General features: G+C 36.4%; 24 protein-coding genes and 1 pseudogene. All 25 read right to left on the reverse strand.

Annotated elements, in window-relative coordinates; all coding sequences use genetic code 11:
- Window positions 1-313 precede the first annotated feature (313 nt).
- Window positions 314-1,291: a DHH family phosphoesterase gene (locus C7390_RS02325; RefSeq protein ID WP_022502721.1), complete on the reverse strand. Its 978-nt coding sequence runs from the start codon at window positions 1,289-1,291 to the stop codon at window positions 314-316.
- 16 nt (window positions 1,292-1,307) lie between these two features.
- The gene (locus C7390_RS02330; RefSeq protein ID WP_147581261.1) at window positions 1,308-2,171 is read right to left on the reverse strand and encodes a type IV pilus twitching motility protein PilT; all 864 of its coding nucleotides are present in this window, start codon (window positions 2,169-2,171) and stop codon (window positions 1,308-1,310) included.
- A gap of 147 nt (window positions 2,172-2,318) precedes the next feature.
- Complete coding sequence (locus C7390_RS02335) at window positions 2,319-3,467, reverse strand: hypothetical protein (RefSeq protein WP_090139848.1); 1,149 nt, start codon at window positions 3,465-3,467, stop codon at window positions 2,319-2,321.
- Between the two features lie 15 nt (window positions 3,468-3,482).
- Window positions 3,483-5,345: an aminopeptidase P family protein gene (locus C7390_RS02340; protein ID WP_116443524.1), complete on the reverse strand. Its 1,863-nt coding sequence runs from the start codon at window positions 5,343-5,345 to the stop codon at window positions 3,483-3,485.
- Window positions 5,346-5,495: 150 nt separating this feature from the next.
- Window positions 5,496-6,128, reverse strand: a complete 633-nt coding sequence (gene sigK, locus C7390_RS02345; protein WP_318255785.1) for an RNA polymerase sporulation sigma factor SigK — start codon at window positions 6,126-6,128, stop codon at window positions 5,496-5,498.
- 204 nt (window positions 6,129-6,332) lie between these two features.
- Window positions 6,333-7,580 (reverse strand): peptidase U32 family protein, encoded by a 1,248-nt coding sequence (locus C7390_RS02350; RefSeq protein ID WP_022502726.1) that lies wholly within the window; start codon window positions 7,578-7,580, stop codon window positions 6,333-6,335.
- A gap of 15 nt (window positions 7,581-7,595) precedes the next feature.
- Window positions 7,596-8,237 (reverse strand): O-methyltransferase, encoded by a 642-nt coding sequence (locus tag C7390_RS02355; protein WP_055174380.1) that lies wholly within the window; start codon window positions 8,235-8,237, stop codon window positions 7,596-7,598.
- Between the two features lie 23 nt (window positions 8,238-8,260).
- Window positions 8,261-8,650, reverse strand: coding sequence for an endolytic transglycosylase MltG (locus tag C7390_RS02360; RefSeq protein WP_022502728.1), 390 nt, complete (start codon window positions 8,648-8,650; stop codon window positions 8,261-8,263).
- 43 nt (window positions 8,651-8,693) lie between these two features.
- Window positions 8,694-9,038, reverse strand: a complete 345-nt coding sequence (locus C7390_RS02365; RefSeq protein WP_022502729.1) for a YlbF family regulator — start codon at window positions 9,036-9,038, stop codon at window positions 8,694-8,696.
- Between the two features lie 22 nt (window positions 9,039-9,060).
- Window positions 9,061-10,731, reverse strand: a complete 1,671-nt coding sequence (locus C7390_RS02370) for a ribonuclease J (protein ID WP_055174379.1) — start codon at window positions 10,729-10,731, stop codon at window positions 9,061-9,063.
- 23 nt (window positions 10,732-10,754) lie between these two features.
- Entirely contained in the window at window positions 10,755-11,021 is a 267-nt protein-coding gene (locus C7390_RS02375) for a DUF1292 domain-containing protein (RefSeq protein WP_055307037.1), read from the reverse strand.
- Window positions 11,022-11,050: 29 nt separating this feature from the next.
- The gene (gene ruvX, locus C7390_RS02380; RefSeq protein ID WP_022502732.1) at window positions 11,051-11,482 is read right to left on the reverse strand and encodes a Holliday junction resolvase RuvX; all 432 of its coding nucleotides are present in this window, start codon (window positions 11,480-11,482) and stop codon (window positions 11,051-11,053) included.
- Between the two features lie 7 nt (window positions 11,483-11,489).
- On the reverse strand, window positions 11,490-11,747 hold the full coding sequence (locus tag C7390_RS02385; RefSeq protein WP_055175014.1) for an IreB family regulatory phosphoprotein: 258 nt from the start codon (window positions 11,745-11,747) through the stop codon (window positions 11,490-11,492).
- A 164-nt stretch (window positions 11,748-11,911) separates the two neighbouring features.
- A complete protein-coding gene (locus C7390_RS02390) occupies window positions 11,912-12,604 on the reverse strand; it encodes a DUF4956 domain-containing protein (protein WP_055307038.1) in 693 nt (230 codons plus the stop codon).
- 32 nt (window positions 12,605-12,636) lie between these two features.
- The gene (locus C7390_RS02395; protein WP_116443525.1) at window positions 12,637-13,470 is read right to left on the reverse strand and encodes a polyphosphate polymerase domain-containing protein; all 834 of its coding nucleotides are present in this window, start codon (window positions 13,468-13,470) and stop codon (window positions 12,637-12,639) included.
- Between the two features lie 361 nt (window positions 13,471-13,831).
- Window positions 13,832-14,308: an HD domain-containing protein gene (locus C7390_RS02400; RefSeq protein WP_055174376.1), complete on the reverse strand. Its 477-nt coding sequence runs from the start codon at window positions 14,306-14,308 to the stop codon at window positions 13,832-13,834.
- A 177-nt stretch (window positions 14,309-14,485) separates the two neighbouring features.
- The gene (locus C7390_RS02405; protein WP_055174375.1) at window positions 14,486-15,295 is read right to left on the reverse strand and encodes a mechanosensitive ion channel family protein; all 810 of its coding nucleotides are present in this window, start codon (window positions 15,293-15,295) and stop codon (window positions 14,486-14,488) included.
- Window positions 15,296-15,446: 151 nt separating this feature from the next.
- Window positions 15,447-17,909 carry a GlgB N-terminal domain-containing protein gene (locus C7390_RS02410; RefSeq protein ID WP_318295519.1) on the reverse strand — a complete coding sequence of 821 codons (2,463 nt, stop codon included), beginning with the start codon at window positions 17,907-17,909 and terminating at the stop codon, window positions 15,447-15,449.
- Between the two features lie 27 nt (window positions 17,910-17,936).
- Entirely contained in the window at window positions 17,937-18,785 is an 849-nt protein-coding gene (locus C7390_RS02415; RefSeq protein ID WP_055307040.1) for an alpha/beta hydrolase, read from the reverse strand.
- 52 nt (window positions 18,786-18,837) lie between these two features.
- Window positions 18,838-20,076 carry a DUF1015 domain-containing protein gene (locus tag C7390_RS02420; RefSeq protein WP_116443527.1) on the reverse strand — a complete coding sequence of 413 codons (1,239 nt, stop codon included), beginning with the start codon at window positions 20,074-20,076 and terminating at the stop codon, window positions 18,838-18,840.
- A gap of 130 nt (window positions 20,077-20,206) precedes the next feature.
- Window positions 20,207-21,895 (reverse strand): NADH-dependent [FeFe] hydrogenase, group A6, encoded by a 1,689-nt coding sequence (locus tag C7390_RS02425; protein ID WP_055174371.1) that lies wholly within the window; start codon window positions 21,893-21,895, stop codon window positions 20,207-20,209.
- Window positions 21,889-23,739 carry an NAD(P)-binding protein gene (locus tag C7390_RS02430; protein ID WP_022502742.1) on the reverse strand — a complete coding sequence of 617 codons (1,851 nt, stop codon included), beginning with the start codon at window positions 23,737-23,739 and terminating at the stop codon, window positions 21,889-21,891. The genes C7390_RS02425 and C7390_RS02430 overlap by 7 nt, the downstream gene beginning before the upstream one ends.
- 500 nt (window positions 23,740-24,239) lie before the next feature.
- A pseudogene (locus C7390_RS13850) lies at window positions 24,240-24,395 on the reverse strand (DUF1016 N-terminal domain-containing protein); the annotation flags it as partial.
- A gap of 41 nt (window positions 24,396-24,436) precedes the next feature.
- Complete coding sequence (locus tag C7390_RS02440) at window positions 24,437-25,552, reverse strand: Fic family protein (RefSeq protein ID WP_116443528.1); 1,116 nt, start codon at window positions 25,550-25,552, stop codon at window positions 24,437-24,439.
- 195 nt (window positions 25,553-25,747) lie between these two features.
- Window positions 25,748-26,380: a GyrI-like domain-containing protein gene (locus C7390_RS02445; RefSeq protein WP_116443529.1), complete on the reverse strand. Its 633-nt coding sequence runs from the start codon at window positions 26,378-26,380 to the stop codon at window positions 25,748-25,750.
- Between the last annotated feature and the right edge of the window lie 2 nt (window positions 26,381-26,382).

The raw sequence follows: 26,382 nt of genomic DNA on the forward strand, positions 1-26,382 counted from the left end.
AATCATAAGTCCCTGCAATACTATTTAGTTGTAACATTTTAAATAATTGGGAATGTAATATTATAGAGCATAATATTACCAAAGAATACTCATTAATAACTGCTCAGCAATTATTAACAACAACTCACTAATCATCAATATCAGCCTGTTAATTGTTAATATTAACTAATTATTCATTAACGATAACTCACTAATCTTAAGACATACTGCCTAAGATTACTAATATTGAAATATTATTATTATCGACTGGCATAATATGTATTTCAATATATTATATATATCATATGTATACATATTATGCAAGTCTTTTTTATTATTTATTTACTTTATTAACTTCTGACATAAATCTGTTTTTTATGATTTCTCTTATGCCTGCGGCATCTTTTCTTTCTAACTTATCATAGCTTATAAAACCACCAGCCATATGCTCGTGTCCGCCACCATTACCTATATCACATAATGCTTTATTAGATATTCTTCCCGAATCGTAGCTTCCATTACTTCTTATTGACAGCTTTATACCCTCTTCTTTAGCCGAATATACTATTGCAAGATTAACACCATCCAAAGACATTATAAAATCGCATATAGAGGCAATCAATGACTCCTTGCAGTTGTCCCCTGCACTGGCAAAACAGATGTCATTCTGTATATCAACATTGGCAATTGCATAGGCATAAGCTTTTAAATCGTCATACTGTCTTACGCTTGTGTCAAGATTATTAAGAACTTTATGGTCTGCACGGTTGTAAAGATAATAGAACATATCAAGATCCAGCTTTGTAACACCACGCTTCATATCTGCTGTATCAACCTTTATTCCATAGAGCAGTGCCGTTGCCATATGAATATCAATAACAACATCATTTTCTATATAATACGAAGCTATGATTGAAGCACATGCCCCGACATCTGGTCTTATGTCCTTAAATACATATTTGCTGTCATTATATACTGGGTGATGGTCTATACAGATTGTCTTGTCTGAGTGCATATCTATTATGTTGGCATTGCCATTCTGTGCATCAACAATAATAACTTCTCTGTTACAATCCAGTTCCCAGGCACTTTTTACTTCAAGAATATCAATATTAAGAAGCTTTACCATCTTTGCGGTAACTGTATTTTCAATACTGCCCTTATATACAATCTGTGCATCTATCCCTTCTGCTCTTAAAAGATACTTCATACCATATGCACTTGCTATAGCATCAGGATCTGGAAAATTGTGCATCTGTACATACACACTGTTTCCTTTAATACAAGATATTATTTCTTCAAGCTTTGTCATCTTAACCCTCATTTTCTTAATTAATCTTTAATATCTCAAAAGAAGCCTTTATGCCATATTTATCCTGTTGTATTAACTTCTGTGACACAACCATTTTTAAGACTTCCTTAAGCTGTGTATTTATCTTCTCTTTCTCTGAAGGAGGAAATTCATCAATAATGCTCTGAATTATATCTTTAGTACCAGCGACATCAACAGCAGCAATAACAAAACTTCCTGCTTTAGCCGCTTTTATTACTGCTTTAACCGTATCTGGCTCACTCATTCTTCCAACCTGAATCACATCTACATCTTCTCTTATTGCAAGCTTAAGCCCCTCATCATAAGAAGCCACATCTATGCCTACCTCACGCTGGTTCACAATAGCATTTTTATGGGTGTGTACATACTCAATAGGGTCTTCCAATGTCAGTATATGAACACATTTATTCTCATTAATATAATCAATAATCGAGGCAATTGTCGTAGATTTACCGCTTCCTGCCACTCCGCCAAGAATAACAAGTCCGCTTTCGCTATCACATATGTCAATCAACTCTTTAGGAACACCTATATCCCCTGGTGCTGATACACTGTCTGTTACAAGTCGTATTGCACAGGCAGGAAGCCCTTTTTGCATAAATGCACTGACTCTGTATCTTCCTGCCTTAGGCACTGACAATGCAAATTCAATCTGCTTATTATCCCTGAACAGTTCCATCTGCCTGTCATCCATTATACTGTATATTATCTTACTACAATCTGTCTCTGACAAGCTTGGATAATCAAGATTAGCAATTCGTCCGTTCACTCTCATTCTTGGAGGCACACCAACTGTAATATGCACATCTGACGCGCCTTCTTCCCTCGCTGTCATCAAAAGTTGTTCTACTGTTATCAATTCAACTTCCTCCCACTGTATCCATAATTACTATCTGTTCTTAGATTACTTTTATTAATTCTTCTGCACACTATAACAGCAAATATTAATTATTATCTATTCTTCGACTGTTTCTATTAATTTCTCTGTATGCTGTAACGCCAGCTATTAATTATTGTCTATTCTGTCTATGCTGTAATTATCTGAAAGGGCGCCTATATACTCCTCATACAGTACCCCTCTGTCTGTTCCGCATATAAAACGCTTATTCTGGTTATCGTGTCCTACATTAAAATCACCATCAACTGTGATATACGCATTAGCATATCTGAATACATAGCTGACAGGCTCACTGCTCTCATTATCACTTACAACAGCCGATGCCTGAACGATAATATAATTATCCGCTTCCTGTCCTGCTGCCAAAGCCTTAAGGAAATACGCCGCATCAATATTGACATCAGATACATTTTCTTCATTAAGATGATACAGGTAATCTGTGTTGCCTGTTGCCACATACAACATTCTGTAGGTTGCATCTTCTGTTTCTTTAGTGATAGTTTCCTTAATCTCTTTATATATGTCAGCCATAACATCTTTATTAACTTTAGTATAATCATCGCAGTAAGCAGCAAGTTTATCTGCTGTATAAGTCATCTCACAGGCTTTGGCAAGTATGCCGTGCCTTGCCATATCTTCATAAGATACATCACAGCTTACCTTAATACTGTCATTAAGCTTAATTGAAGATGCCTTGTCCGCAGTAAATGTAAGTGTCTTAAGATAATCATCATCCCAGTCATTGTCTATTATAATTCTGGCATCAGGGCTTATTCCTGAAAATGTTACATCAACCCCGCTGTATATGTCTATCTTTGCACCTGCATTAATGCCTTTAGCCTTATAAGTATACTGCTTCTTATTAATATCAACACCTGCATTATCTGCATAAGTATCATTAAATTCTATCTCGCAGTGGACTTTATCACCATTTTTAATATCGGTATCTGTTGTGTATACATTTATTGATTCAATGAACTTTCTAACATAATATTTCTTATCGTCATCAGCTTTCTTTCCTAAAAGCTTATTAGACAGTGCATCTTCATCTACAACAAATGTCACCGAAGCATATCCGTCAGCACCTGTATACACAGGCTTTATATAATCTCTTATGTCAAATTCATTAACATTTATAAATACTGCAACTATCAATATCACTGCAAGGACTATTCCACCAACAGCAAAATATACTTTATTGCTCAAAGACTTATCCTTCACATCTACTTCTTTTTCTTTAAACTCTTTAATCTGCATACACCAAAAGCCTCCTTACAATTCTCTTGTGCTATATACAAGCTGTTCTAATTCCTCACCTTTCATATATGGGCTTAACACATTATACACCTGTTTATTATAATTATTAAGCTGTTCTATATCTTTATAGCTAAGATATTGTACATCAACAAGGTCTAAATCCACAGGAACCATAGTAAGCATTTCAAACTTAAGCCACCTGCCATATTCATTTTCCTTATCCTCTGTAACTATTATTTCATTCTCAATTCTTATTCCGAATCTGCCATCAGCATACACTCCGGGTTCATCTGATGTTACCATACCCGGTGTTAATACAGCAAGGTCATTTACCCCCTGTATATGCTTCCACCTAAATCCATTAGGTGCTTCGTGGACATTTAAAAGATAACCAACTCCGTGACCAGTTCCACATCTGTAATCAATATTCTCATTCCACAACGGAGCTCTTGCCATTATATCAAGATTATATCCGGTACAGCCGTGAAGAAACCTTGTATTGGCAAGATTCAACATTCCCTTAAGTGTAAGCGTATAGCACTTCTTCATCTCATCTGTAACTTCACCTAACGCAATAGTTCTTGTAATATCTGTTGTTCCACGCATATATTGTCCACCTGAATCAACTAAAAGCATCCCCTCCTGCTTTAGCGTACTGCAGTTATCCTTTGAAGCCTGATAGTGCATCATTGCCGCATTATCAGCGTATGCACTTATTGTATCAAAGCTTAATTCAATGTAATCCTTTATACCACTTCTAAGATTATCAAGATATTCTGCCGCTGATGCTTCTGTTATTGTCTGTCCTGATTTAACTGCCTTCTTAAGCCAGAATATAAATCTTGTCACGGCAAGACCATCATCAATATGTACATTCTTAAGGTTGGTTATTTCTATGTCATTCTTCACTGCCTTAAGGAGAACCTCTGGATTTTCCTTTTCGACAAGTTCTATCTTATCATTGTCCTTAGCATAAAGATATAATCTTGTATTAACCCTCTTTTTATCAATAAGCACTTTATGTCCTGCTATGCTTCTTATATCCTCATATATATCATTATAAGGCTTAACCTCAACGCCAGCCTCTATAAGTTTATCTATACAGTCATCAAGCCTGTCTATATCTGTATACAGAACAGTCTTGTCCATATATACTGCCGCATATGCCATAATAACAGGATTACAATGTACATCCCTGCCTCTTATATTAAAAAGCCAGCATATATCATCAAGCGAGGCAATAATATGTACATCTGACATATTGTCTTTCATTGCACAACGCACATCAATAAGCTTATCTTTAATAGTCTTTCCTGAATACATAGTATCAAGATAAAACGCCTTGCTGTGTGGGAATTCTGCCCTGTCATTATATATTTGTTCTATGGCATCAAATGAATAGTTACAATGTGCCTTGTTAAATTCAGCTATTTTCTTAAATTCTATTCCCTGTCCTGCCTGTACACATCTTCCGTCAAATCCTATTGTCATTCCCTCTTTTAAAAGTTCCCTGCAATATTCATTGAGTGCAGGTACCCCTGCACTTCCCATTCTCATAAGCTTATACTCTGTACCGCTAAGCTGTTTCTCAGCCTGCACAAAATATCTGCCATCTGTGAAAAGCACTGCAGTGTCACTTGTTATAACTGCTGTTCCTGCTGAGCCTGAAAAGCCAGAAATGAATTCTCTTTCCTTAAAGTAATCACCTGCATATTCAGAAATGTGGTAATCGCCCGTTACTACAACATAGATATCCACGCCTTTTTCTTTCATTATGCCACGTACTGCCTCAAGACGTCTGCTTATAACTGTATTATTATTACTGCCATTATTCGTAGCATTATCGTTAATTATTTTATCATCAGAGATATTATCCATTTTAAATACTCCTTTTATCTATTACGGCAGTATTATCCGACTGCGGCGGACATCTTAGCGATATATTTCTCCGCCACAGCACGACTTACTGCTTAAGCATAAGTATACCATACCCTGCTGTCGATTTTGTAGTTTTTATGTTAAGTTTTGCTATCCTATTAACTTTTTATTCTCCAAAAGGGCATATAACTTGTTAAGAGCGTGCCTTTCTATACGGCTTACATAACTGCGACTTATGTTTAACTTTGCCGCAAGTTCATTCTGGGTCATTTCCTTACTTCCAAACAGCCCAAATCTTCCTATTATTATCGTCTTTTCCCGCTCTGTCAATATATTATCCATATTGTCATATATGCACTTTAACTGCTCTGCTGTAAGCATCTCGCCTACATCATCTCTTGTTTCATCACCGACAACATCTATAAATGTTATATCATTGCCCTCTTTATCAGTGCCAATCGGCTCATATAAGGACAGCTCCTGCATTTTCTTCTTATCATTTCTTAACATCATCAATATTTCGTTATCTATACATTTTGCCGCATATGTCGCAAGACGGATTTTCTTATCAGGGTTAAAGGTATTAACTGCCTTTATCAGTCCTATTGTTCCTACTGATATTAAATCCTGTGTATCTTTCTCAGCACAAGCATATTTCTTAATCATATGTGCTACAAGGCGCATATTCTTCTCTACAAGTATATTCCTAGCCTCTATATCCCCATTACGGCTTCTTATTAACATCTCTTTTTCTTCCTGCTCTGACAATGGTTTCTCAAACACCTTCAAGAAAAAGCACCCCTACACATATTTCTATATTTTATGCGTAGGACACACCTTTATTGCATATCCATATAATTTATTGCATATTGCTCAAGTGTGCATCATCGGCACATAGTGCCTTTTATGCAACTGGGAATTCCTATTACATAAAAATACGCCAGTATGGACTATTCATTCATACTGACGCACATAAATCTTAATATATTATTCTTCTTTTCTTCTTAAAATGTCATATCTTTCAAGTTCTACACCAAGGTCAATATAAAGCTGCTGTTTAGGATGTGGACAGCTTTCCATATCAACGCCCTTTTCGTCAGTTATCCGCTTAACTGTAACTAAAAGATTAGTTCCGTCCGGCTTCATAACTTCAATCTCCTCACCAACCGAGAACTTATTACGCTGTTCTATATTGTAAAGACCTTCTTCGTTCTTATCTCCTACAATTCCAAGATAAGTGTATTCCTTAATGTATGTGTTGCTTTCATATATCTGTGTATTTTCATCTGGCTTTCCAAAGAAGAAACCTGTTGTATACTGTCTGTAAGTACATTTGCTTATCTCTGACTTGTAAAATGGAATTCTTGACTTATAAAGTTCTGGGTCTTTTAAGAAATCATCAATTGCAAGTCTGTATGTTCTTGCAACTGTAGCTACATAAAGGGCTGTCTTCATTCTTCCCTCTATCTTAAAGCTGTCAATTCCTGCCTCTATAAGCTCTGGAATATGCTCAATCATACATAAATCTTTAGAGTTAAAGATATAAGTTCCTCTTTCATTCTCATATACAGGCATATATTCGCCTGGTCTGTTCTCCTCAACAACAGCGTACTTCCATCTGCAAGGATGTGTGCAGGCACCTCTGTTAGCGTCCCTTCCTGCCATAAAACTGCTAAGAAGACATCTTCCTGAGTATGATATACACATAGCACCGTGTATGAATGTTTCTATCTCCATCTCATCAGGAATATTCTTTCTTATATTCCTAATCTCATTCAATGAAAGCTCTCTTGCTGTTACAACTCTCTTAGCACCCTGTTTCCACCAGAACTGATATGTCATATAGTTAGTATTATTAGCCTGTGTGCTTATATGAATATCTATATCGTGAAGTTCTTCCTTGGCAATTGTGAACATTCCCGGATCAGATATAATAACTGCATCTGGCTTTATAACATCAAGCTCCTTAAAATATTCCCTTGCTCCGTCAAGGTCATAGTTATGTGCAAGTATATTAGCTGTAACATACACCTTAACATCTCTTTCGTGGGCAAATTTAATTCCTTCTACCATATCCTCTTTTGAGAAATTCTTAGCCTTAGCTCTTAAGCCAAAAGCCTCTCCACCTATATATACTGCATCAGCACCAAATATAACTGCAATCTTTAATACTTCAAGACTGCTTGCTGGTATTAAAAGTTCAAGTTCCCTGCCATTATAATAATGTCCTGCCATATTATTTTCCTCCATTTATTTTTTAACGCTCAATGTAATTCCGTCTCCAATTGGTACAATTGAAGTTATAAGATTATCATTATGTGTAAGCTCATATACATACTCTCTAATTCTTGTATGTATTGTCCTGTCCCTTCTTGTGACAACATATCTGGACTCTACAAGCTCACCCTCCTGAAGTATATTATCTGTTATAAGAAGTCCGCCCTTAGGCATAAGCCTTAATATTTCAGGCAGATAATTAATATACTGTCCCTTGGCGGCATCCATAAATATAAAATCATATGGACCTTCCAGCTCTTTTAAGACTTCCATAGCATCGCCCTCTATAAGCCTTATACAATCCTCTTTTCCTGCCCTCTTGAAATTATTGCGGGCTATAGGTATTCTTTTATCATAATTCTCTATTGTATCAATTATACAACCCTCAGGCATATTCTCACTCATAAGAATAGATGAGTAACCTACTGCCGTTCCTACTTCAAGAATCGACTGTGGCTGCTTTAATTCAAGCAGCACCTTTAGCAGATTGCCCATCTCTTTTCTAATAATCGGGACATCGTCCTCAATTGCTTCCTTTTCGATTGTATTACAGATTGGTGAATTACCTCTATCAAGAGAATTAATATAAGCTACTATTCTTTCGTTGACAATCACCTTAGTAAACCTCTCATTAATATTTATTCACTATCACCAGTATCAGTTGTGCTGATGCCAGCTAATATCTTCATCATATCTGTTGGCTTCATACCTGTATTAAGACTGTATGTTCCCGCCTTAAACTTATCTTTATAATCAGATAACTTTACCTGAAAATAAAATATTTTCTCATCACTAATAAGACCTTTTTCATATAACTGGCTGGCTAACCTCTTAGCTGTTACACCATCAGCTATTGTCACTTCAACCACTTTGGCATTATCAACTGTGTCCACCGACTTCTCATTAAATATATTGTTACCAAATGTATAGGCTTTTGTTCCAAACATAACAACCACTACTACAGCAATTGCAATAAACAATGCATTAAGTGACAATGAAACAACCATTCTTATAGATTTATTATTCATAATCAAATATCCATTCCCGTCCGACTAAATATAGTTATGATGATTAATTATTCAAGAAATCAACATCGAATTCAATTGTCTCAACTACAGTTCTGCATATATCCTGAACCATACGGCACAGACAGACCTCAGACAGCAGATATCTGTTGACCATATCCTGTCTTCTCATATCTGCATATCTGTTATTAAGATCCTCCTGTGCGGCAAATATATCATCAACCTTACCACTATTCTGTATATCAAAATTCTGTCTTCTGAACTCATCAATACTTCTCTTTAAATTAGGGTCTTTATCTATAATAGCCTCTAGTCTTTTATATTCAATATATTCAGGGCTTTCTTTTATAGCTTTGCTTAGTTCAAGCTTTAACTGCTCAATTCTCTGCATTAATATCTCCCATTATAACTGATTACATCTGAGCTTCCATAATAATTGGAAGAATAACTGGATTTCTCTTCATCTTCTTCCACAAATATTCGCTGAGATCATCTTTGATAATGTTCTTAATCTTACTCCAGTCAGTGATATTCTTATCAAGACATCTAAGAACAGAATCTGTAACTATAGCTCTTGCCTCATCAAGCAGTTCTTCTGCCTCTCTTACATATACAAAGCCTCGAGTTACAATATCTGGTCCTGCAACAAGCTGTCCTGTATACTTCTCAAGTGTGAGAACAACAATTATAATACCATTCTCTGCAAGATTCTGTCTGTCTCTTAATACAATATTACCTACATCACCAACTCCAAGTCCATCGACAAGAATAGCTCCTGTGTGAACCTTTCCAACGATTGCAGCCTTCTCATCACTAAGTTCAATAACATCACCAGATTTGGCTATAATAACATCTTCCTTATCATATCCAAGTGACATTGCAACTTCCTTCTGTGCTATAAGGTGTCTGTATTCACCGTGTACTGGTATAGCATACTTTGGCTTAAGAAGTGAATATACAAGCTTTATCTCTTCCTGACAGGCATGTCCAGATACATGTGTATCCTGGAATATAACCTTAGCGCCCTTCATTCCAAGTTCATTGATAACTCTTGCTACAGACTTCTCATTACCAGGAATAGGTGTTGATGAAAATACAACACAGTCGCCCGGCTGGATAGATACCTTTCTATGAAGGTTAGCTGCCATTCTTGAAAGGGCTGCCATTGACTCTCCCTGACTACCTGTTGTAATAAGCACAATCTGCTCAGGTGTGTAATTCTTCATAGCCTCTGTCTCTATAAGAGTACCATCTGGAATATGAAGATATCCAAGGTCTTCAGCAACATCTATAATATTGACCATACTACGGCCTTCTACGCATACTTTTCTTCCATATGCAACTGCCGCATTAATAATCTGCTGTACTCTGTCTACATTAGAAGCAAATGTTGCAATTATAATTCTGCTGTTCTTATTATCATTAAATATCTTGTCAAATGTACTTCCTACAGTTCTCTCTGACATTGTAAAGCCCGGTCTTAAAGCATTAGTACTATCGCACATAAGTGCAAGCACGCCCTTCTTTCCAAGCTCTGCAAATCTCTGTAAATCTATTGGTTCACCATTAACTGGTGTATAATCAACCTTAAAGTCACCTGTATGGACAAGAATACCTGCTGGAGAGAATATTGCAAGTGCAGCTGCATCTGCAATACTGTGGTTAGTTCTTATAAATTCCACCCTGAAATCACCAAGAGTAACTGACTGTCCATATCGTACAACTTTTCTTTTAACTTCACGAAGCATATTATGTTCTTTTAGCTTAGACTCTATAAGTCCCATTGTAAGACGTGTAGCATATATAGGAACATTAACTTCCTTTAATACATAAGGAATTGCTCCGATGTGATCCTCGTGGCCATGTGTAATAACAAATGCTTTAACCTTATCAATATTCTCCTTAAGATAAGTAACATCTGGAATAATAAGGTCAATACCAAGCATTTCTTCTTCTGGAAAGCTTAAACCGCAATCCACAACAACAATACTGTCATCGTATTCGATGGCAGTTATGTTCATTCCAATCTGTTCAAGGCCTCCAAGTGGAATCACCTTAACAGAACCGACATTTTCTTTTTTCATTAAGCACCTCATTCTTTATTCAATTATATAAGTTCAATATCATCATCCATAAGTTCCGCAAATATTCTGCTGATTGCATCAAATTCTGTATCGTCCTCAACAAATTCATATACTGCATCTGCATCTGCTTCACTTGATGTGTCTTTTAAAATGTAACATTCCGCATCTGTATCTTCTTCATCAGAAGAATCTGTTACTAATAAATAATTAACTCCATTCGCTCTTGTCTCTTCAATAATATATAATTCAACATTCTCGTTATCATCTGTAACAAATGTGAGCTTTTCCATATTAATTATAACCACCTTTATTAATTCATTTACCTGCCTGCATTAGCCTGACAGTCAAGATAACCTTGTAATATAAATACAGCAGCAATCTGGTCAATAACTGCCTTTCTGTTCTCTCTTCTTACGCCGCTTTCCATAAGTGCCTTCTCTGCTGAAACTGTTGTAAGTCTTTCGTCCCACATAATGACTTCAAGCCCTGTTCTTCTCTCAAGATTCTTAGCAAACTCTTCACAGGCTATAGCTCTCTCACCTACAGTATTATTCATATTCTTAGGGAGTCCGACAACTATCTTCTCAACGTCATTCTCCTCAATAATAGCTTCTATTCTGGCGTATGTCTTTCTAAGCTTATTCTCTTCTTTTCTTGTGATTGTCTCAACAGGCTGTGCTGTAATGCCAAGTGCATCGCTTAACGCCACGCCCACTGTCTTTGTTCCATAATCCAATCCAATTATTCTCATAACTTAATTATAAACCCTTACCCTCTATGAAGTACTTGATAACCTCTTCTACAAGTTCATCTCTTTCTACCTTCATAATAAGGCTTCTTGCATTGTTATGACTTGTAATATATGTTGGATCTCCTGACATAATATAACCTACTATCTGGTTAACAGGGTTATATCCTTTTTCTTTTAATGCAAGATATACTTGTTCAAGTATTCCTTCTACTGATATTGTCTTTTCTGGCTGTGTTCTAAAAAATTGTGTATTATTATCTATCATATCTACCACGTCCCTTTCGTATACCTTATTATAATATAACATATCACCAAATAAAACAAGAGAAAAATCAAAAACCACCATCTGATGAATAACATAATACTATCATTCATCAAATGGTGTTTAATTTGTTATACTATATAATCTTCCACTTAATATGTCAACATTTAATTCAATGCCGATACGCTGTTTTCTGGCATAATTCCTACTGATATATTAAGATTTCCATTTCTTACCCTTAATTCGTCAATGAAATCTTTTTCTGCATCATCATTTTTTAATCTGATTTCATATGTAAGCTCATACATTGTGCCCATATTAGTTGTCTTAACTTTATTTAATCTGTTCTCAGACGTGTATTTATCAAACAGATCATCAAATACCGAATTATAGTTAAGGCTTTCTGGAATAACAATTTTAAGCTGCTTACGTCCTTCATTCCTATCTACAAAACCTAATGCTGATATAAGTATTAAAAGCAAAAGCATAACTGCTGTAAATGCTGCTGCAAATGTTACATATCCAAGACCACAAGCAAGACCTGCTGCCATTGTAAAGAACACAATTGAAATATCCTTAGCACTTCCCGGTGCACTTCTGAATCTTACAAGTGCAAATGCTCCTGCCATCGAAAATGCTCTTGCAACATTGCTTCCCACAAGAAGAATAACGACTGATACAACCGCTGGAAGCATTAAAAGACCAATTATAAAATTCTTCTGGTAACCTTCTTTTTTGCTGATGTACATATATACAATTGCAATAATAACTCCGATTACGATTGATGCACCTAAAGATATTGCCGCCTGGCTGATATTTATTGAATTATCCGCTGTTGATGTAAATATTGATTCAAACATAATATTGCTCCTTTTAATTTATACTTTTATTATTAGATACATATTGCACTTTTTCCATACTGTCCACACTGACAGCCATATACATTACCGTATTCCTTTGCATATTCATTAGGTGCTATCTGGTTACTCAATTCCTCTGTATCTTTATCATAACCTTCAAGCACATATCTTTTATATTCTGTTCCATATTTAGAGAATGAAACAGGATATATATGCAGATCCGAAAGACATCTTGTAAACCACATCGGTACTGCACCGCTTATTTTAATCTCCATAAGATACAATCTGTCAGGAATAAGCTTGTTGCCATAGCTTCCGCTCTCAAGCCTTACATCGCCTCTCCTTGTTGTTATATTAGTATCAAATGTGACTCTGAAATCACCATCATTTTTTTCAAAATAAGCATACCTGTCATATGAAAGATATACCTTTGGCTTTAATGTATACATTTTCTTAAAATAATCAATCTCTTTAAGCACCTGTGTGTTAATACATTGTATGTCACTCTCAGGATACACATCACTTTCCATATACTTATATGCGTCTTTTAGTACAATTGATGTTCTGCGTTTATTAACAATGCCATTATATTTCTTCTTAATCTCAAGAAACACCTTGTCTTCTCCACAAGGAGTGCCATAGCTTCTCATTCTGAGTTTCTCCTTGTATACAGGCTTCTCAATTGAACTTCTTATAAGCCTGTTGTCATCAGTATCATAATAAATGTTACATATACTATAAAATTGTCCATTAAGATTATATTTATCCGGCTCCATATAATCATTTATTCGTTCAAGCAGCCTTCTGAAAGTGTGTTCATCAAGCATATATTTTTTCTCATATCTGTTGAATACTTCAATCGCCATACACTGGCCTCCAATCTTTCCTGCACATCTTAATATCCTCTGCAAGTTACTTCACAACGCGTTTTCCTGTGAACAATTGTATATTACTTGGAAATTGTGACCAAATGATGTAAAAAGTAAGTAAAAAATGTGATATTGCTGTGTATTCTGGCATTCGCAATCTTAATATCCCAATGTCTTAATTCTTTATGACTATATGAAATCACTCTGTCTTCTAAATATATCCATACAACTATATAAAGAAACAAAAAAATCCGGCAGTACACTGCTTAAACGCAACATACTGCCGGAGTATTTATAAGTATTAATCTTAATTCAACTGCTCACTAACTGGTCTATTCTGCCAATTAATATATACATTCTAGTAACCTACCGCTGGTGCGAAGGTTTCCTTAACTGCACAATACTTGTCAGCAAGGCATACAAGCCAGGCTTCCCTGCACATAGGTGGAACTATCGTAAGAGGAAACATATGTCTTGAGATTATATTTCTTTCTATATCGCCAAGATTATATTCCTTCTCTGCATTCCTTAGTGCTGTTGCAGGATGTGTAAAGCCGTGGAAATGATGTCCCTTTCTCTTTATGTGCCAGTCATATAAGAAATAATCGTGTAGAAGTGCTCCTCTTATAAGTGCTTTCTCATTCACCTTTAAATGAAAGAATTCTGCAAGCTTAAGACTTGCTCCTGCCACACCTACACTATGCTCATATACTGTTGTTAAACCGTGCTGTATAGCATTCTTCTCGTGTGCAAGATTGCCTTCCTGCTCTAATTCAGAAAGCACAAAATTAAAAAGCTGCTGTCTTTCTTCTGATAACTTCAATTCATTCTCCATTCTGATACTCAGCCATTAAGCTTCATATCATATTAATATCCCACATACAATAAGTTACTTTATATGAACAGGAAATTCAAGTTAGTCTATATGAACCTTTCATCCCATCCGGCAACATTATAGCACACATATATTCATATAACAATATATTATCACACAATATTTATACAACAATATTTATACAATATGTACGTCCATCTGGTTAAATGGAATTTCTATGCCGTTCTTATCAAATTCCGACTTGTATTCTTCAAGAAGTGCAAATCTTGTATCCCAGTAATCTTCTGTCTTTACCCACGCTCTTGTCTCAAGTGTCACACAGCTTTCATCAAGGCTCTTTACTATAACCTTCACTTCCTTATCCTTAAGGATTGAATTATCAGCCGCAAGAATATCACTTAATATATTCTTGGCAAGCTTTAAATCAGATGAGTAACCTATAGACATCTCGATATCAAGACGTCTGTTATCTTCAGCCCCCACATTTACAATATTAGAATTAGATAATGCACCATTAGGAAGCATTACCACCTTGTTATCAACTGTTGTGAGCTTAGTGTAAAGAAGCTCTATAGTTCTAACAGTTCCCTCAAGATTACCAACTACTATATAGTCACCAACCTTAAATGGCTTAAATATAAGTATAAGCACTCCGCCTGCAAAGTTAGAAAGCGAACCCTGTAATGACATACCTATTGCAAGAGCCGCTGAACCAAATACAGTTACAAGTGAAGTTGTCTGTATTCCAAGTTCATCAATAACCATAAGTATAAGCACTGAATAAAGTGCAAATCTTATTATTGACATTGTAAAATTAACAACACCTGGGTCTAAGCTTCCTTTATCAAATACTTTCTTTAAGAATTTCATACAAAGTGCTATTACTTTCTTACCAACAAACCATATGATAATAGCGAATAAAATCTTCCATATTCCAGTAAGTCCCCAGTGTGTAATCTGTTCAACTATACTTGTTATCTGCTCCATAACACATATGCGTATATCGTAAACACCTTATCTTTCATATTTACTAATATACTTTCTCCTTCCTTTATAATATTGCTGGTTCTCATACTATCCATTTTTTTAATTTCCAATGTCAGGATTATATGTCTGTCATGTCCCCATATGTTCCAGTTTATTTTTTAAGCTGACTTAACCTAAGCTTCATTTCCTCGTCTATTCTTTCGCTTTCCTTAACTGCTTCTAAAGCTTTCTTCTCAGCTTCCTTTCTTGCATTCTGTGCAAGCCTTAAGCTTTCCTTGGCTTCCTTCTCAGCATTTGCCGCCCTCACAGCCTCTTCTTCCGCCTTATCAGCAAGTTCTCTTGCTAAATCAACTCTTTTTTCTGCTTCAACCTTAGCCGCCTTAGCTTCATTTTTAATCTGGATTTCTTTAATCTCAATATCAGTATATGATTCATACTTATATACAACCATTGCTGATGCTGGTATATCAACAAACATCTTATACCTATCATTGCTGTCAGCTTCAACCGCTGACTTCACAACAACAGCTTCCACCTTGCCATCACCGCCATATTCCTCATTGTCACTGTTAAATACAAGCTTGTACTTTCCAGCCTTAGGTACATTTAACTCATAAGCCTTTCTTTCAACCGGAGTGAAATTAACTGCCACTATGTCCATATCATTATCTGACGAATATCTTGCATATGAATAAACTGTTAATTCTGCATTATAATTATCAACCCACTCAAAACCATCTGATGAGCTGTCTGCCTCATACATTGAATTATCTGTTGTATACAATGTGTTGAGTGCCTTTATATATGCTTTCATCTGCTTATACGCCGGTTCTTCAAGTCTGCTTAAAATCTGCATTTTATCATCATCTACAGACACTAATGCACCTGTATCATTGCCATAAGACACACATACTGGTCCTGGGTAAGTATATATATATCCTAATACTGCCCTTATATCAGAAAGTCTCTGCTTATCGTCATTGCCAGATACCATTGCATATAAAGTATCATCTTTTAATGCCTCGTAAGTAAGGTTGGTAATAAAATGTTCCTTATAATGATATAACATTTCATAAGTAACCCTGTTATACATTCCCTTTCTAAACAATGGATCCTGCTTTACAAACTCAAAGAATTCCTCATTAAAGCCATCATTTAACTTATAATCAAAACCAAGACTGTCCTCATTATCATTATTTCGTGTAACGTCTGACCACAAGCTCTTTTCATCTGCTATAGTTATCACGCCGTCATTTCTCTTATGGACATATTCATTCATCTGCTTTATGAATTCTATGGCATCAAGATTTTCATTGCCGCCATACATATTAGGCGTCCATTCGCCAGGATTCTTGCCATAATCAAGATATAACATCGTTGCTGTGTCTGTAATCTTAATTCCGTCTATATTATATTCATCAAGCCACATAGCTATAGCTGATATAAGGAAGCTTCTTACCTCGCCCTTCTCATAGGCAAATGTTGTTATATTCATCTGAGGCTTTTCAATTATCCTTGGCTTAAGATAACCATAACAGTCACCACCATCATAATTAACTATACTTCTTATATCAATGCCAAAATAAGCTACATTAAAATCAATAATTACACCTATTCCGTTATTATGAAGTTCCTTAATCATATGCTTGAAATCTGTAGCTGTTCCATACTGTGATGATGGTGCATAATAACCTGATGCACCATAACAATAACCTGTCTTTTCAAAAATACTGTCACTGCCCTTTATAAGAACATAAGTATATCCTGTATCTTTAACATACTCTGTAATATATCTGGCTATATCCATATAATTAACCTTAGCCTTATTCACAGGAATATTATCATATGCAATCTCAAGTATAGACAAAGGCTTATTAACACCCTTTATCTGTTTTCTTTGCTTTACCCATTTAACATTATCTTGTACAGCCTGTGGCTCACCTGTTACAGAGTGTGCATCTGCGTACTGTGTAATCTGTCTGGCATACGGATCAAGCTTTAATACAGTATTAGCACCTTTGAACTTTATCTCATACATATATTCCTGTCCAGCTTCAAGTTGTGGAATGAATATTTCATATATACCATTGTCGGTAATACGCTCCATCTGGTATATCCTTCCATCCCAGCTATTAAATTCGCCTACAACACTTACTCGTAACGCATTAGGTGCCCATGTTCTAAAAAGCACACCTGAAATGCCGTCTTTTTCGCACACCTTATTACCAAGAAGGTTATATGCATTGTATTCAGTTCCTGCTGCGAACTTGTTAAATATAACTTCTGACTTATCAAATCTGCCAAATGAATATGGGTCACGTAATCTTGTAATATGCCCATTCTTATCTTCAATATTAAGAACATATTTAACATTTTTCTTAATCGGTATTAATGCCGCAAAAAATCCAGCATCATCAACTTTTTCAAGTTGTATGGCTCTTTTTCTTTCACTTACTGATACACTTACAGATACAGCATCCGGTCTGAACACCTGTATAAGATACCCCTCTTTTACAAGGTGGCCGCCTAATATACTGCAAGGCTGACTGCTTTCCGAATACACAATTTCTTCAATCGCAGGCCAATCCATAAGCTTATATAACTTATTATCCATACCCTTCTCCATTTCTATGGCTGTTTCTTATGCCATACGGTTCATCCACTGTTCAAACAACTTAGTCCATTCATATACTTCCGGCTGATAATGTTTGCCACCCTTTGTAGCAGTTTCTTTAGTTCCAAGTCCCAATCCATGACAGCCATCTGGAAATACGTGATATTCAAACTTAACATTATTCTTTCTTAATGCTTCTACAAACAAAAGTGAATTCTCTAATGGAACAGAATTATCATCAAATGTATGCCATACAAAGCTTTCCGGTGTATCTTTAGACACCTTATTCTCTAATGATATATCATCTATATATTTATCATAGTTTTCACCAAGCAGCTTTACAAACGAACCCCTATGTGAATTTTCCCCAGCTGTTATTACAGGATAACCTAAAAGAAGTCCATCCGGTCTTACATATTCCTTATCACATCCCAGGTATTTTTTTGCAAATGATGCAACCATATCACCACTCCACATAGTACCAAGACATGCCGCAAGATGTCCTCCGGCTGAGAAGCCTGCAAGTATAATTCTGTCAGGATTAACATCCCATTCCTTAGCGTGATCCCTTACCCACTTAACTGTATAAGCCGCTTCATATACCTGTGTCGGATATACATATGGTGCAAGGCTGTATCTTAATACTACCGCATTATACCCAAGATCCAGCATTTTAATAGCCATAGACTCGCCTTCTCTTGGTGAATGATGGTCATATCCACCACCTGGACATATTATAACAAGTGGTCTGTTAAATGGGTCCTGATAATCCGGGTACATTTCTTTAATATATGTTGTTATTGTTGCTTTTTTATCCGGTGTCTTTAACCCAAGTTCCTCATATGGAAGTTCAATATCGTATACTTTATGTAACATAATAATCCTCTTTTCCATTCTATATTCTTTACATCTATTTTGAACCATATACTTATTCTTCAATCTTATGTATAAACAATCCACTTCTTAACTTAGGCTCAAACCATGTAGACTTTGGTGGCATAAGCCTGCCAGCATCGGCTACTGCAAAAAGCTCTGCTATGGAAGTTGGATACATTGAAAATGCCAGCACGCAATCAGTATGACATCTTTTCTCAAGCTCCAAAAGTCCTCTTATTCCGCCAACAAAATCAATTCTCTTGTCCGTCTTAGGGTCATGTATACCAAGTACAGGCTCTAACAGGTTATTCTGAAGTATTGCAACATCAAGCCCATCTACAGGATCATCTGATAATATATCCTTCTTAGCCTTAAGCTTATACCACTTCTCATCAAGATACATTCCAAATTCCGCCTTATAAGCCGGTTCTACTGCTGCAGCACTTTCTTCTATTTCAAACTTTTCTTCTATCTTCTTAATAAATTCTTCTTTACTGTAACCATTAAGGTCTTTTACAACTCTGTTATAAGGCATTATCATAAGTTCTTCATCTGGGAAAAGAACTGAAAGGAAATAATTAAATTCCTCCTCACCTGTATAATCAGGGTGTTCTTTCCTTCTCTTTAAACCGACCTTAACTGCTGATGCCGCCCTGTGATGTCCATCTGCTATGTAAATATCATCTATTCCTGCAAATGCTTTCTCAATATTTTCTACTGACTGTGCATTTGAAATCTTATACACCTGATGTCTTATGCCGTCTGGTGAGGTAAAACTGTAGAGCGGCTTTGTTTCCTTGGCTTTGGCTACTTCGTTTCTTATAACCTCATCAGCCCTGTAAGCAAGGAATATAGGTCCTGTCTGTGCAGAACATCTGTCAACGTGGTTAATTCTGTCCTGTTCCTTATCAGCCCTTGTATTCTCGTGCTTTTTAATAATATTGTTATTATAATCATCTATGGAAGCACAGGCAGCTATTCCTGTCTGTGTTCTGCCATTCATTGTAAGCTCATACACATAATATGCCTTATCTGTATCAGTAATAAATGTACCATCTGCAATTCTGCTATCCAAAAGCTCCCTTGCCTTGTCATACACACAGTCTGCATATGTATCTACACTGCTGTCAAACTGTGTCTCAGCCCTGTCTATCGCAAGAAATGACAATGGCTCACGTTCTACTTCCTTTAACGCTTCCTCTCTGTTGTATACATCATAAGGAAGTGCCGCCACTCTGTCTGCAACCTTTTCATCAGGTCTTATACACTCAAATGCTTTAATAACTGCCATATTGCCTCCAATCTGCCCTGCATAGCAGGGCTTTATCTTATTTTATACTTAATTATCTTATTCATACTAACATTGTATATCAATAATTCGTATAACATATTATACAAATACACAGGTAGTGTCACTTTACCTAATGGCTGATATGTAATAATTCGTGTGCCTTGTGTGATAATGGCTCACCAAAATAATCTTTGTAGCACTGCATTACTGATGGATTTTCGTGTGAAAATCTGAGATTATTCACTTTATCAAGTCCATAAAGCACCTTGCTTCTATTGGCAACTTTGTTATCATCATCTTTAATAGGCTGTCCACCACCATTAATACATCCACCAGGACAAGCCATAACTTCAACAAAATCATAATGTGCCTTGCCTGTTGCAATAGCTTCCATAAGCTTTCTTGCATTAGAAAGACTGCTTGCAACCGCAACCTTAAGTATATTGCCATTAATTGTAAACTTAGCTTCCTTCCAGCCGTCAAGACCTCTTACACACTGGAAAGCATCAGGTTCTGGATTAGTCTTATTAACAAGGTAATAAGCACTTCTAAGTGCGGCTTCCATAACTCCGCCTGTAGCACCAAATATAACACCTGCTCCGCTTCCTACACCTAATGGGTCGTCAAATTCTTCTTCCTCAAGTTCCTGAACTTTTATAAAGAAAGACTTTAACATACGTTCCACTTCTCTTGTAGTAAGAACCGCATCAACATCTTTACCATTATCCCATGTACATTCATCTTTCTTGGCAAGACAAGGCATAAGTGATACACAGAATATTCTTTCAGGCTCTACGCCCAGCTTTTCTGCATAATATGACTTAGTCACCGCTCCAAACATCTGCTGTGGTGACTTTGCTGTTGAAAGCCTGTCCACATACTGAGGATATTCCTTCTTTATAAAGTTGACCCAGCCCGGACAGCACGATGTAAACATTGGAAGTCCTGACTCCTTAATCTCTGGAAGTCTTTCAAGAAGTTCGCTTCCCTCCTCCATAATAGTAAGATCTGCTGAAAATGTTGTATCAAATATGTAATCAAAGCCAATCCTTCTAAGTCCTGCAACAAGTCTTTTGGCTGTTGCGAAATCTTTAGAAAGTCCAAAGCCTTCACCCCACGCTGTTCTTACAGCTGGGGCTATCTGAACGACTGTTATAATATTCTCATCTTCAACTGCATCAAGAACACGGCCTACATCATCTCTTTCCCTTAATGCACCTACTGGACAGTTCACAACGCACTGTCCACAAAGAGTACAGTTAGTCTCCTGAATAAGTCTGTTCTTAGCCACATTCACAGTTGTTCTTGAACCTGTATTAACTACGTCCCATACGTGCATACCCTGAACATTATCACATATCTGCACACAACGCATACATTTAATACATTTGTTATTCTCTCTTATAAGTGGAAATGTCTTATCCCATTTATTCTTTTCAAGAATAGAGTCATAAGGCATCTCAGATATATTAAGTTCATTGGCAAGTGACTGTAATGTACAGTTACCGCTTCTTACACAGGAAGCACATTCATAATCGTGCTGTGAAAGTATAAACTTAACATTAGTCTTTCTTGTTGTACGTACCTTTCTTGTGTTAGTACGGATAACCATACCTTCCTGAACAACATTATTGCACGCCGTAACACATCTGTCCTGTCCCTCAACCTCAACAACGCACACACGACACGCACCTATTTCATTAACTTCCTTAAGATAGCAGAGTGTAGGTATCTCAACGCCTACTTTTCTTGCAGCTTCAAGGATAGTTGTACCATCTTCTACTGATATAGCTATACCATTAATTGTTGCATTTACCATTGTTCTTCTCTGCCTCCTCTGAATGCTCCAAATCCAAAATGGTCACATCTTAGACAGCGTCCAGCCTCCTGACACGCTTCCTCACAAGAAAATCCATATTCGATTGGCTCAAAATCATTCTTTCTTTCTGCCGCATCTCTTAACGCAACCTCAACTCTTCCACAGGCAACCTTATCTTCATTGCTTGCATACGGAATTTCAACATCACATGTAATCTCGTGGTTAAATCCTAAATATTCATCTATATTAGCCGCCGCAACTTTACCTGCCGCAATAGCCTTAATAACTGTCGCTGGTCCAGTTACACAGTCACCACCTGCAAAGACACCCTCAGACATTTCTCCGTCCTGTGGTGTAATATTACCTGTATTAAGTGCTGATATAACACCTCTCTGAACCTTAATACCATGTTCCTCGAAGCTCTTAGTCTCTATACCTTGTCCGATAGCAACAACTATAAGGTCACTTTCTAATAAAACCTCATCTTTAGCCGCTGCCTTAGGAGCTGGTCGTCCGTGTGAAACCCTTGATATCATCTGTGGCTTTACAATAAGTCCTATAGCATTACCTTCTTCGTCCTGCTTAATACGCACTGGTGACATAAGTTCAAGAACATCACAGCCTTCCGCCTCTGCACCCTCAACTTCTTCTTCAAGGGCAGTCATATCTGCTTTACGTCTTCTGTATACAATGCTTACCTTGCTCGCACCAAGTCTTATTGAAGAACGTGCAACGTCCATTGCCACGTTACCACCACCGATAACGATAACCTTCTTGCCTGTATAATCTGGCATATCTCCATCACCGATAGCACGAAGCATCTCTACAGCAGATGTAATGCCGCTCTTGGCATCCTCGCCTTCTATACCAATCTTTTTATCAGCGTGTGCTCCAATTGATATGTATGTAGCATCGTATTCTTTGGTTATATCATCAAATGATATATCCTTTCCTACGCTTATATTCTTCTTAACTTCTATTCCTGTTGAAAGTATTGAGTCAATTTCCTCGTCAAGCTTCTTTCTTGGAAATCTATAATTAGGAATACCATATCTTAACATTCCGCCAAGCTGCTTTCTCTGCTCAAATATAGTAACCTTATGTCCCATAAGTGCAAGATAATAAGCCGCACTAAGACCACCCGGTCCACCACCGATAATAGCAACCTTCTTACCTGTCGGTGCTTCACATTCTGGAACAGGAACAATACCTGAATTATCAACAGCCATTTTCTTAAGTCCACGGATATTAACAGGTGCATCTATAATTGTTCTTTTACATCTGTTCTCACAAGGGTGCTCACATATATAAGCACAGGTTGTTGGCATTGGGTTATCCCTTCTTATAAGTCTTACCGCATCAGCATATCTTCCCTGCTGTACAAGTGCTATGTAACCTGGAATATCAACACCTGCAGGACATGACTTAACACAAGCAACCGGCTGGTTACTGTTGCATGAACAGAAACCATTATGTATATGTGATTCAAAATCATCTATACAGCCATCAACTGACTTTAATGCAAGCTTTGCAGCTTCATATCCAATTGCACAGTCTGCTGAATAATATATACCTTCTGCTGTAAGCTTAATATTCTCTACTGTCTCCTCATTTGCCTCACCATCAAGAACATTATCAAAAAGTCTTGCAAGCTGTCTTAATCCTACACGGCAGGGAACACATTTACCACACGACTGTGCAAGACACATTTTTATAAATGACCTTGTAAGGTCAACCGGACAAAGCCCAGGAGGACTGGCTACAATTCGTCTTTCAAGATCCTGATACAAAGACTCCATTGTAACCTGAGCCTTATCTTTAGTTAATATCGTTAATCTACTCACTAATAAATAGACCTCACTTTCTATATAATATTACTACTTTCAATCTGCAATCCGACACCAATATATAATCTGATATCATCATTGCAGCTTTCTTCAATATCTAAACTACTATAGTGTAACATTACCATTAATAATTGACAACAAAGGTTATTTCTTTAACAAACTAACACAAATACCATATTTTACATACAATTCTTAATACAATGTGCTGTCCTGCAAACTTTTACAACTAAACACCTTATTATCCAAATAATACACGATATCACCGTAAATACGCCATACAATTAACTTAATCTAATATTATACCGCCACGCATTATTATGCAAGCGGAAACAGGTAGGCATTTCACACTACTGTGCAGGAAAAATAGCAAGCCTTGTCACAATTCAGGAAAAATTGTAATCTAACTCGAAAATTCTGACTAACAAGAAAGGACAGCCGACTTCCTCGACTGTCCCTTATGGATAACTATTTTATTATTGTTGTATATCGTCCTATAATTAAAACGCACGGGGTTCTTGGTCTTTGACTTGTAATAAAGTTCTATAATGTGACCACGACAGCAAAATATCTGATTGTTGACACGCTGTGTCGACAATCTTAGGAAAAGTTTTATAAAACCTCCGACAATAATATAGATTACTTCTGTCATATCCTTTTCCATATCGCTAAGTCAGTTCTTTAGAATTTTCTTTTATTACCTTTTAAATTTATATTTTCCTTTTCCATAACCAGATACTGGTTCAATAATATCTGCCTGAACCAGATTTGAAAGAAGCTTAGAAGCACCTGAACCTTTCAGCTCAAGAAGTTCCATAACTGCACTTCTGCCAAACACTTCATCAAAGCCATACTTCTCAAAAAGTCTGTAAATATGGACTGTCGTTTTTACAGAAAATTTACCTATTTTTCCTGAGAGCAGACTTTCAATGTCCACTTTTTTATTCTCAATGTCCACTTTTTCACTTTCAATATCCACTTTTTCATTATTCAAAAGTCCACTTATATGAAGATTTCTATTATGGAGTTCATTTTTCTCATTCAAAAGCAGATTCCTTAAGAACGCTTCAAGATATTCTGTTGTTTCGTGAATACCTTTTTGAAGATTTGTATAATTAGCACGGACAAGAGCATTTCTGAAATACCACGCATTTTCCGCAAAAATATCATTCGTTGCAGAAAAACCAAGTGTCCTCAAATACTTAATAAAAAATACTGCCGTTGTTCTTGTATTGCCTTCACCAAAAATATGAATTTGCCATAACCTTGAAATAAATACCGCAAGATGATGAATAATCTCATCCATCGAAAGACCCTTATAACTAAAATCTTTCTCCTGCGAGAAGTCATACTCAAGCGTTGCTCTCAGTTCAGAGGCACTACCATACATAACCGTTGCCCCGTCAAGTACCCATTCATTCTTTGTAATATTGTAATCTCTAATCTTTCCAGCATATTTGTAAATTCCCTGAAAGAGTTTACGATGTATAGCGATATATTCATTCGGAGAAAATGTAAAAGCTGTTTCAGAAAGAATTTCCGCAATACGTGAAGAAACCTTATCCGCTTCTTCAGTACGCTCATCATCTGATAAATGAACTGGTCTTTCTTTATAGTAGCTGTCAATAAGACTTTGAGCCTCTTTCATTGTAATTTTGCCTTCAATATTCTGAATAGCAGTATCAACCAGATATTTAGATGGTTTAAGTCCATCCACTGCCTGTAGTCCGATTGCCGTACTCCAGACATAGCCCTTATGCACTTTATCTGGTTCAGACTCTCTCAAATATTCTTTAAATGGGTCTTTTTCCATATCCACTACCTCGCTTCGTAGTTTTTTCCATAATTTTTATACATCACTCATCAATAGTATTTGTCTTCTATTTCTTTTTTATGATTTAAGTGTATTCCATACAATACTGGGCAGCATTAACATCAATAAAAATATTAAACCTATATACAAAAATCCAAATTTCACATTCATTATTATAACTCATTTCCAAGCAGCTTATGCTTTCTTTATCGGGTGTCTTATTACCGTTTTACATTTTTCTGTTGCAGTTTTTCTTGGGTCTGATAAATAAATTTCGTGATGAAGCCGTTCATCAGTAAAATCATTTACATAGCCATTTTCTTCAAGATATTTATCCATTACTGCCACTGTTTCTGGCTCATCATCAAAAGCACCTATATGCATTATCTGTACGCACAAGCCTTCGTCAATGCTTAAGAACTCAGCAACAGAGCAGTCAATCTTTTTCTTTTTTGAAGCAGTTTCCACCGCCCAGTCAAAATCCTTCTTTGTAATAAAATCAGGCAAACGAATAACAGAAATCCAGTTGAAAGCTGATTTATCGGTATAATCTACACCCTCAACATTATCCTGCCACCAAAAGCCCTCAAGTGGCGGTACAACATATTCAAAAAAGCCTTCTATTTTGTAATCTGTCTTATAGCTCATTTTGAGAGTATAGGCAACCGCATACAAAACGCCAATGGCAGCTTTATATTCCACGCCTTCTTCATTCGGATTGCCTTTACCTCTTACGGCTATATAATTTGCCTTTGGAATTGTCACAATCTGTGGCTTGTTCTTTGGCATATAGAACTCTTTGTATTCTTTCTTAAAATCAAATGCCATTC

It is taken from the genome of Bacteroides galacturonicus, assembly GCF_003096855.1.
Taxonomy (GTDB): domain Bacteria; phylum Bacillota; class Clostridia; order Lachnospirales; family Lachnospiraceae; genus Lachnospira; species Lachnospira rogosae.

Coding starts and splice junctions, on each gene's coding strand:
- C7390_RS02325 (WP_022502721.1), bottom strand. CDS start 1,291: ATGACAAAGCTTGAAGAAATAATATCTTGTATTAAAGGAAACAGTGTG.
- C7390_RS02335 (WP_090139848.1), bottom strand. CDS start 3,467: ATGCAGATTAAAGAGTTTAAAGAAAAAGAAGTAGATGTGAAGGATAAG.
- C7390_RS02340 (WP_116443524.1), bottom strand. CDS start 5,345: ATGGATAATATCTCTGATGATAAAATAATTAACGATAATGCTACGAAT.
- C7390_RS02350 (WP_022502726.1), bottom strand. CDS start 7,580: ATGGCAGGACATTATTATAATGGCAGGGAACTTGAACTTTTAATACCA.
- C7390_RS02360 (WP_022502728.1), bottom strand. CDS start 8,650: ATGAATAATAAATCTATAAGAATGGTTGTTTCATTGTCACTTAATGCA.
- C7390_RS02365 (WP_022502729.1), bottom strand. CDS start 9,038: ATGCAGAGAATTGAGCAGTTAAAGCTTGAACTAAGCAAAGCTATAAAA.
- C7390_RS02370 (WP_055174379.1), bottom strand. CDS start 10,731: ATGAAAAAAGAAAATGTCGGTTCTGTTAAGGTGATTCCACTTGGAGGC.
- C7390_RS02375 (WP_055307037.1), bottom strand. CDS start 11,021: ATGGAAAAGCTCACATTTGTTACAGATGATAACGAGAATGTTGAATTA.
- ruvX (WP_022502732.1), bottom strand. CDS start 11,482: ATGAGAATAATTGGATTGGATTATGGAACAAAGACAGTGGGCGTGGCG.
- C7390_RS02385 (WP_055175014.1), bottom strand. CDS start 11,747: ATGATAGATAATAATACACAATTTTTTAGAACACAGCCAGAAAAGACA.
- C7390_RS02390 (WP_055307038.1), bottom strand. CDS start 12,604: ATGTTTGAATCAATATTTACATCAACAGCGGATAATTCAATAAATATC.
- C7390_RS02395 (WP_116443525.1), bottom strand. CDS start 13,470: ATGGCGATTGAAGTATTCAACAGATATGAGAAAAAATATATGCTTGAT.
- C7390_RS02400 (WP_055174376.1), bottom strand. CDS start 14,308: ATGGAGAATGAATTGAAGTTATCAGAAGAAAGACAGCAGCTTTTTAAT.
- C7390_RS02405 (WP_055174375.1), bottom strand. CDS start 15,295: ATGGAGCAGATAACAAGTATAGTTGAACAGATTACACACTGGGGACTT.
- C7390_RS02410 (WP_318295519.1), bottom strand. CDS start 17,909: ATGGATAATAAGTTATATAAGCTTATGGATTGGCCTGCGATTGAAGAA.
- C7390_RS02415 (WP_055307040.1), bottom strand. CDS start 18,785: ATGTTACATAAAGTATACGATATTGAACTTCCATATGAGGAACTTGGG.
- C7390_RS02420 (WP_116443527.1), bottom strand. CDS start 20,076: ATGGCAGTTATTAAAGCATTTGAGTGTATAAGACCTGATGAAAAGGTT.
- C7390_RS02425 (WP_055174371.1), bottom strand. CDS start 21,895: ATGGTAAATGCAACAATTAATGGTATAGCTATATCAGTAGAAGATGGT.
- C7390_RS02440 (WP_116443528.1), bottom strand. CDS start 25,552: ATGGAAAAAGACCCATTTAAAGAATATTTGAGAGAGTCTGAACCAGAT.
- C7390_RS02445 (WP_116443529.1), bottom strand. CDS start 26,380: ATGGCATTTGATTTTAAGAAAGAATACAAAGAGTTCTATATGCCAAAG.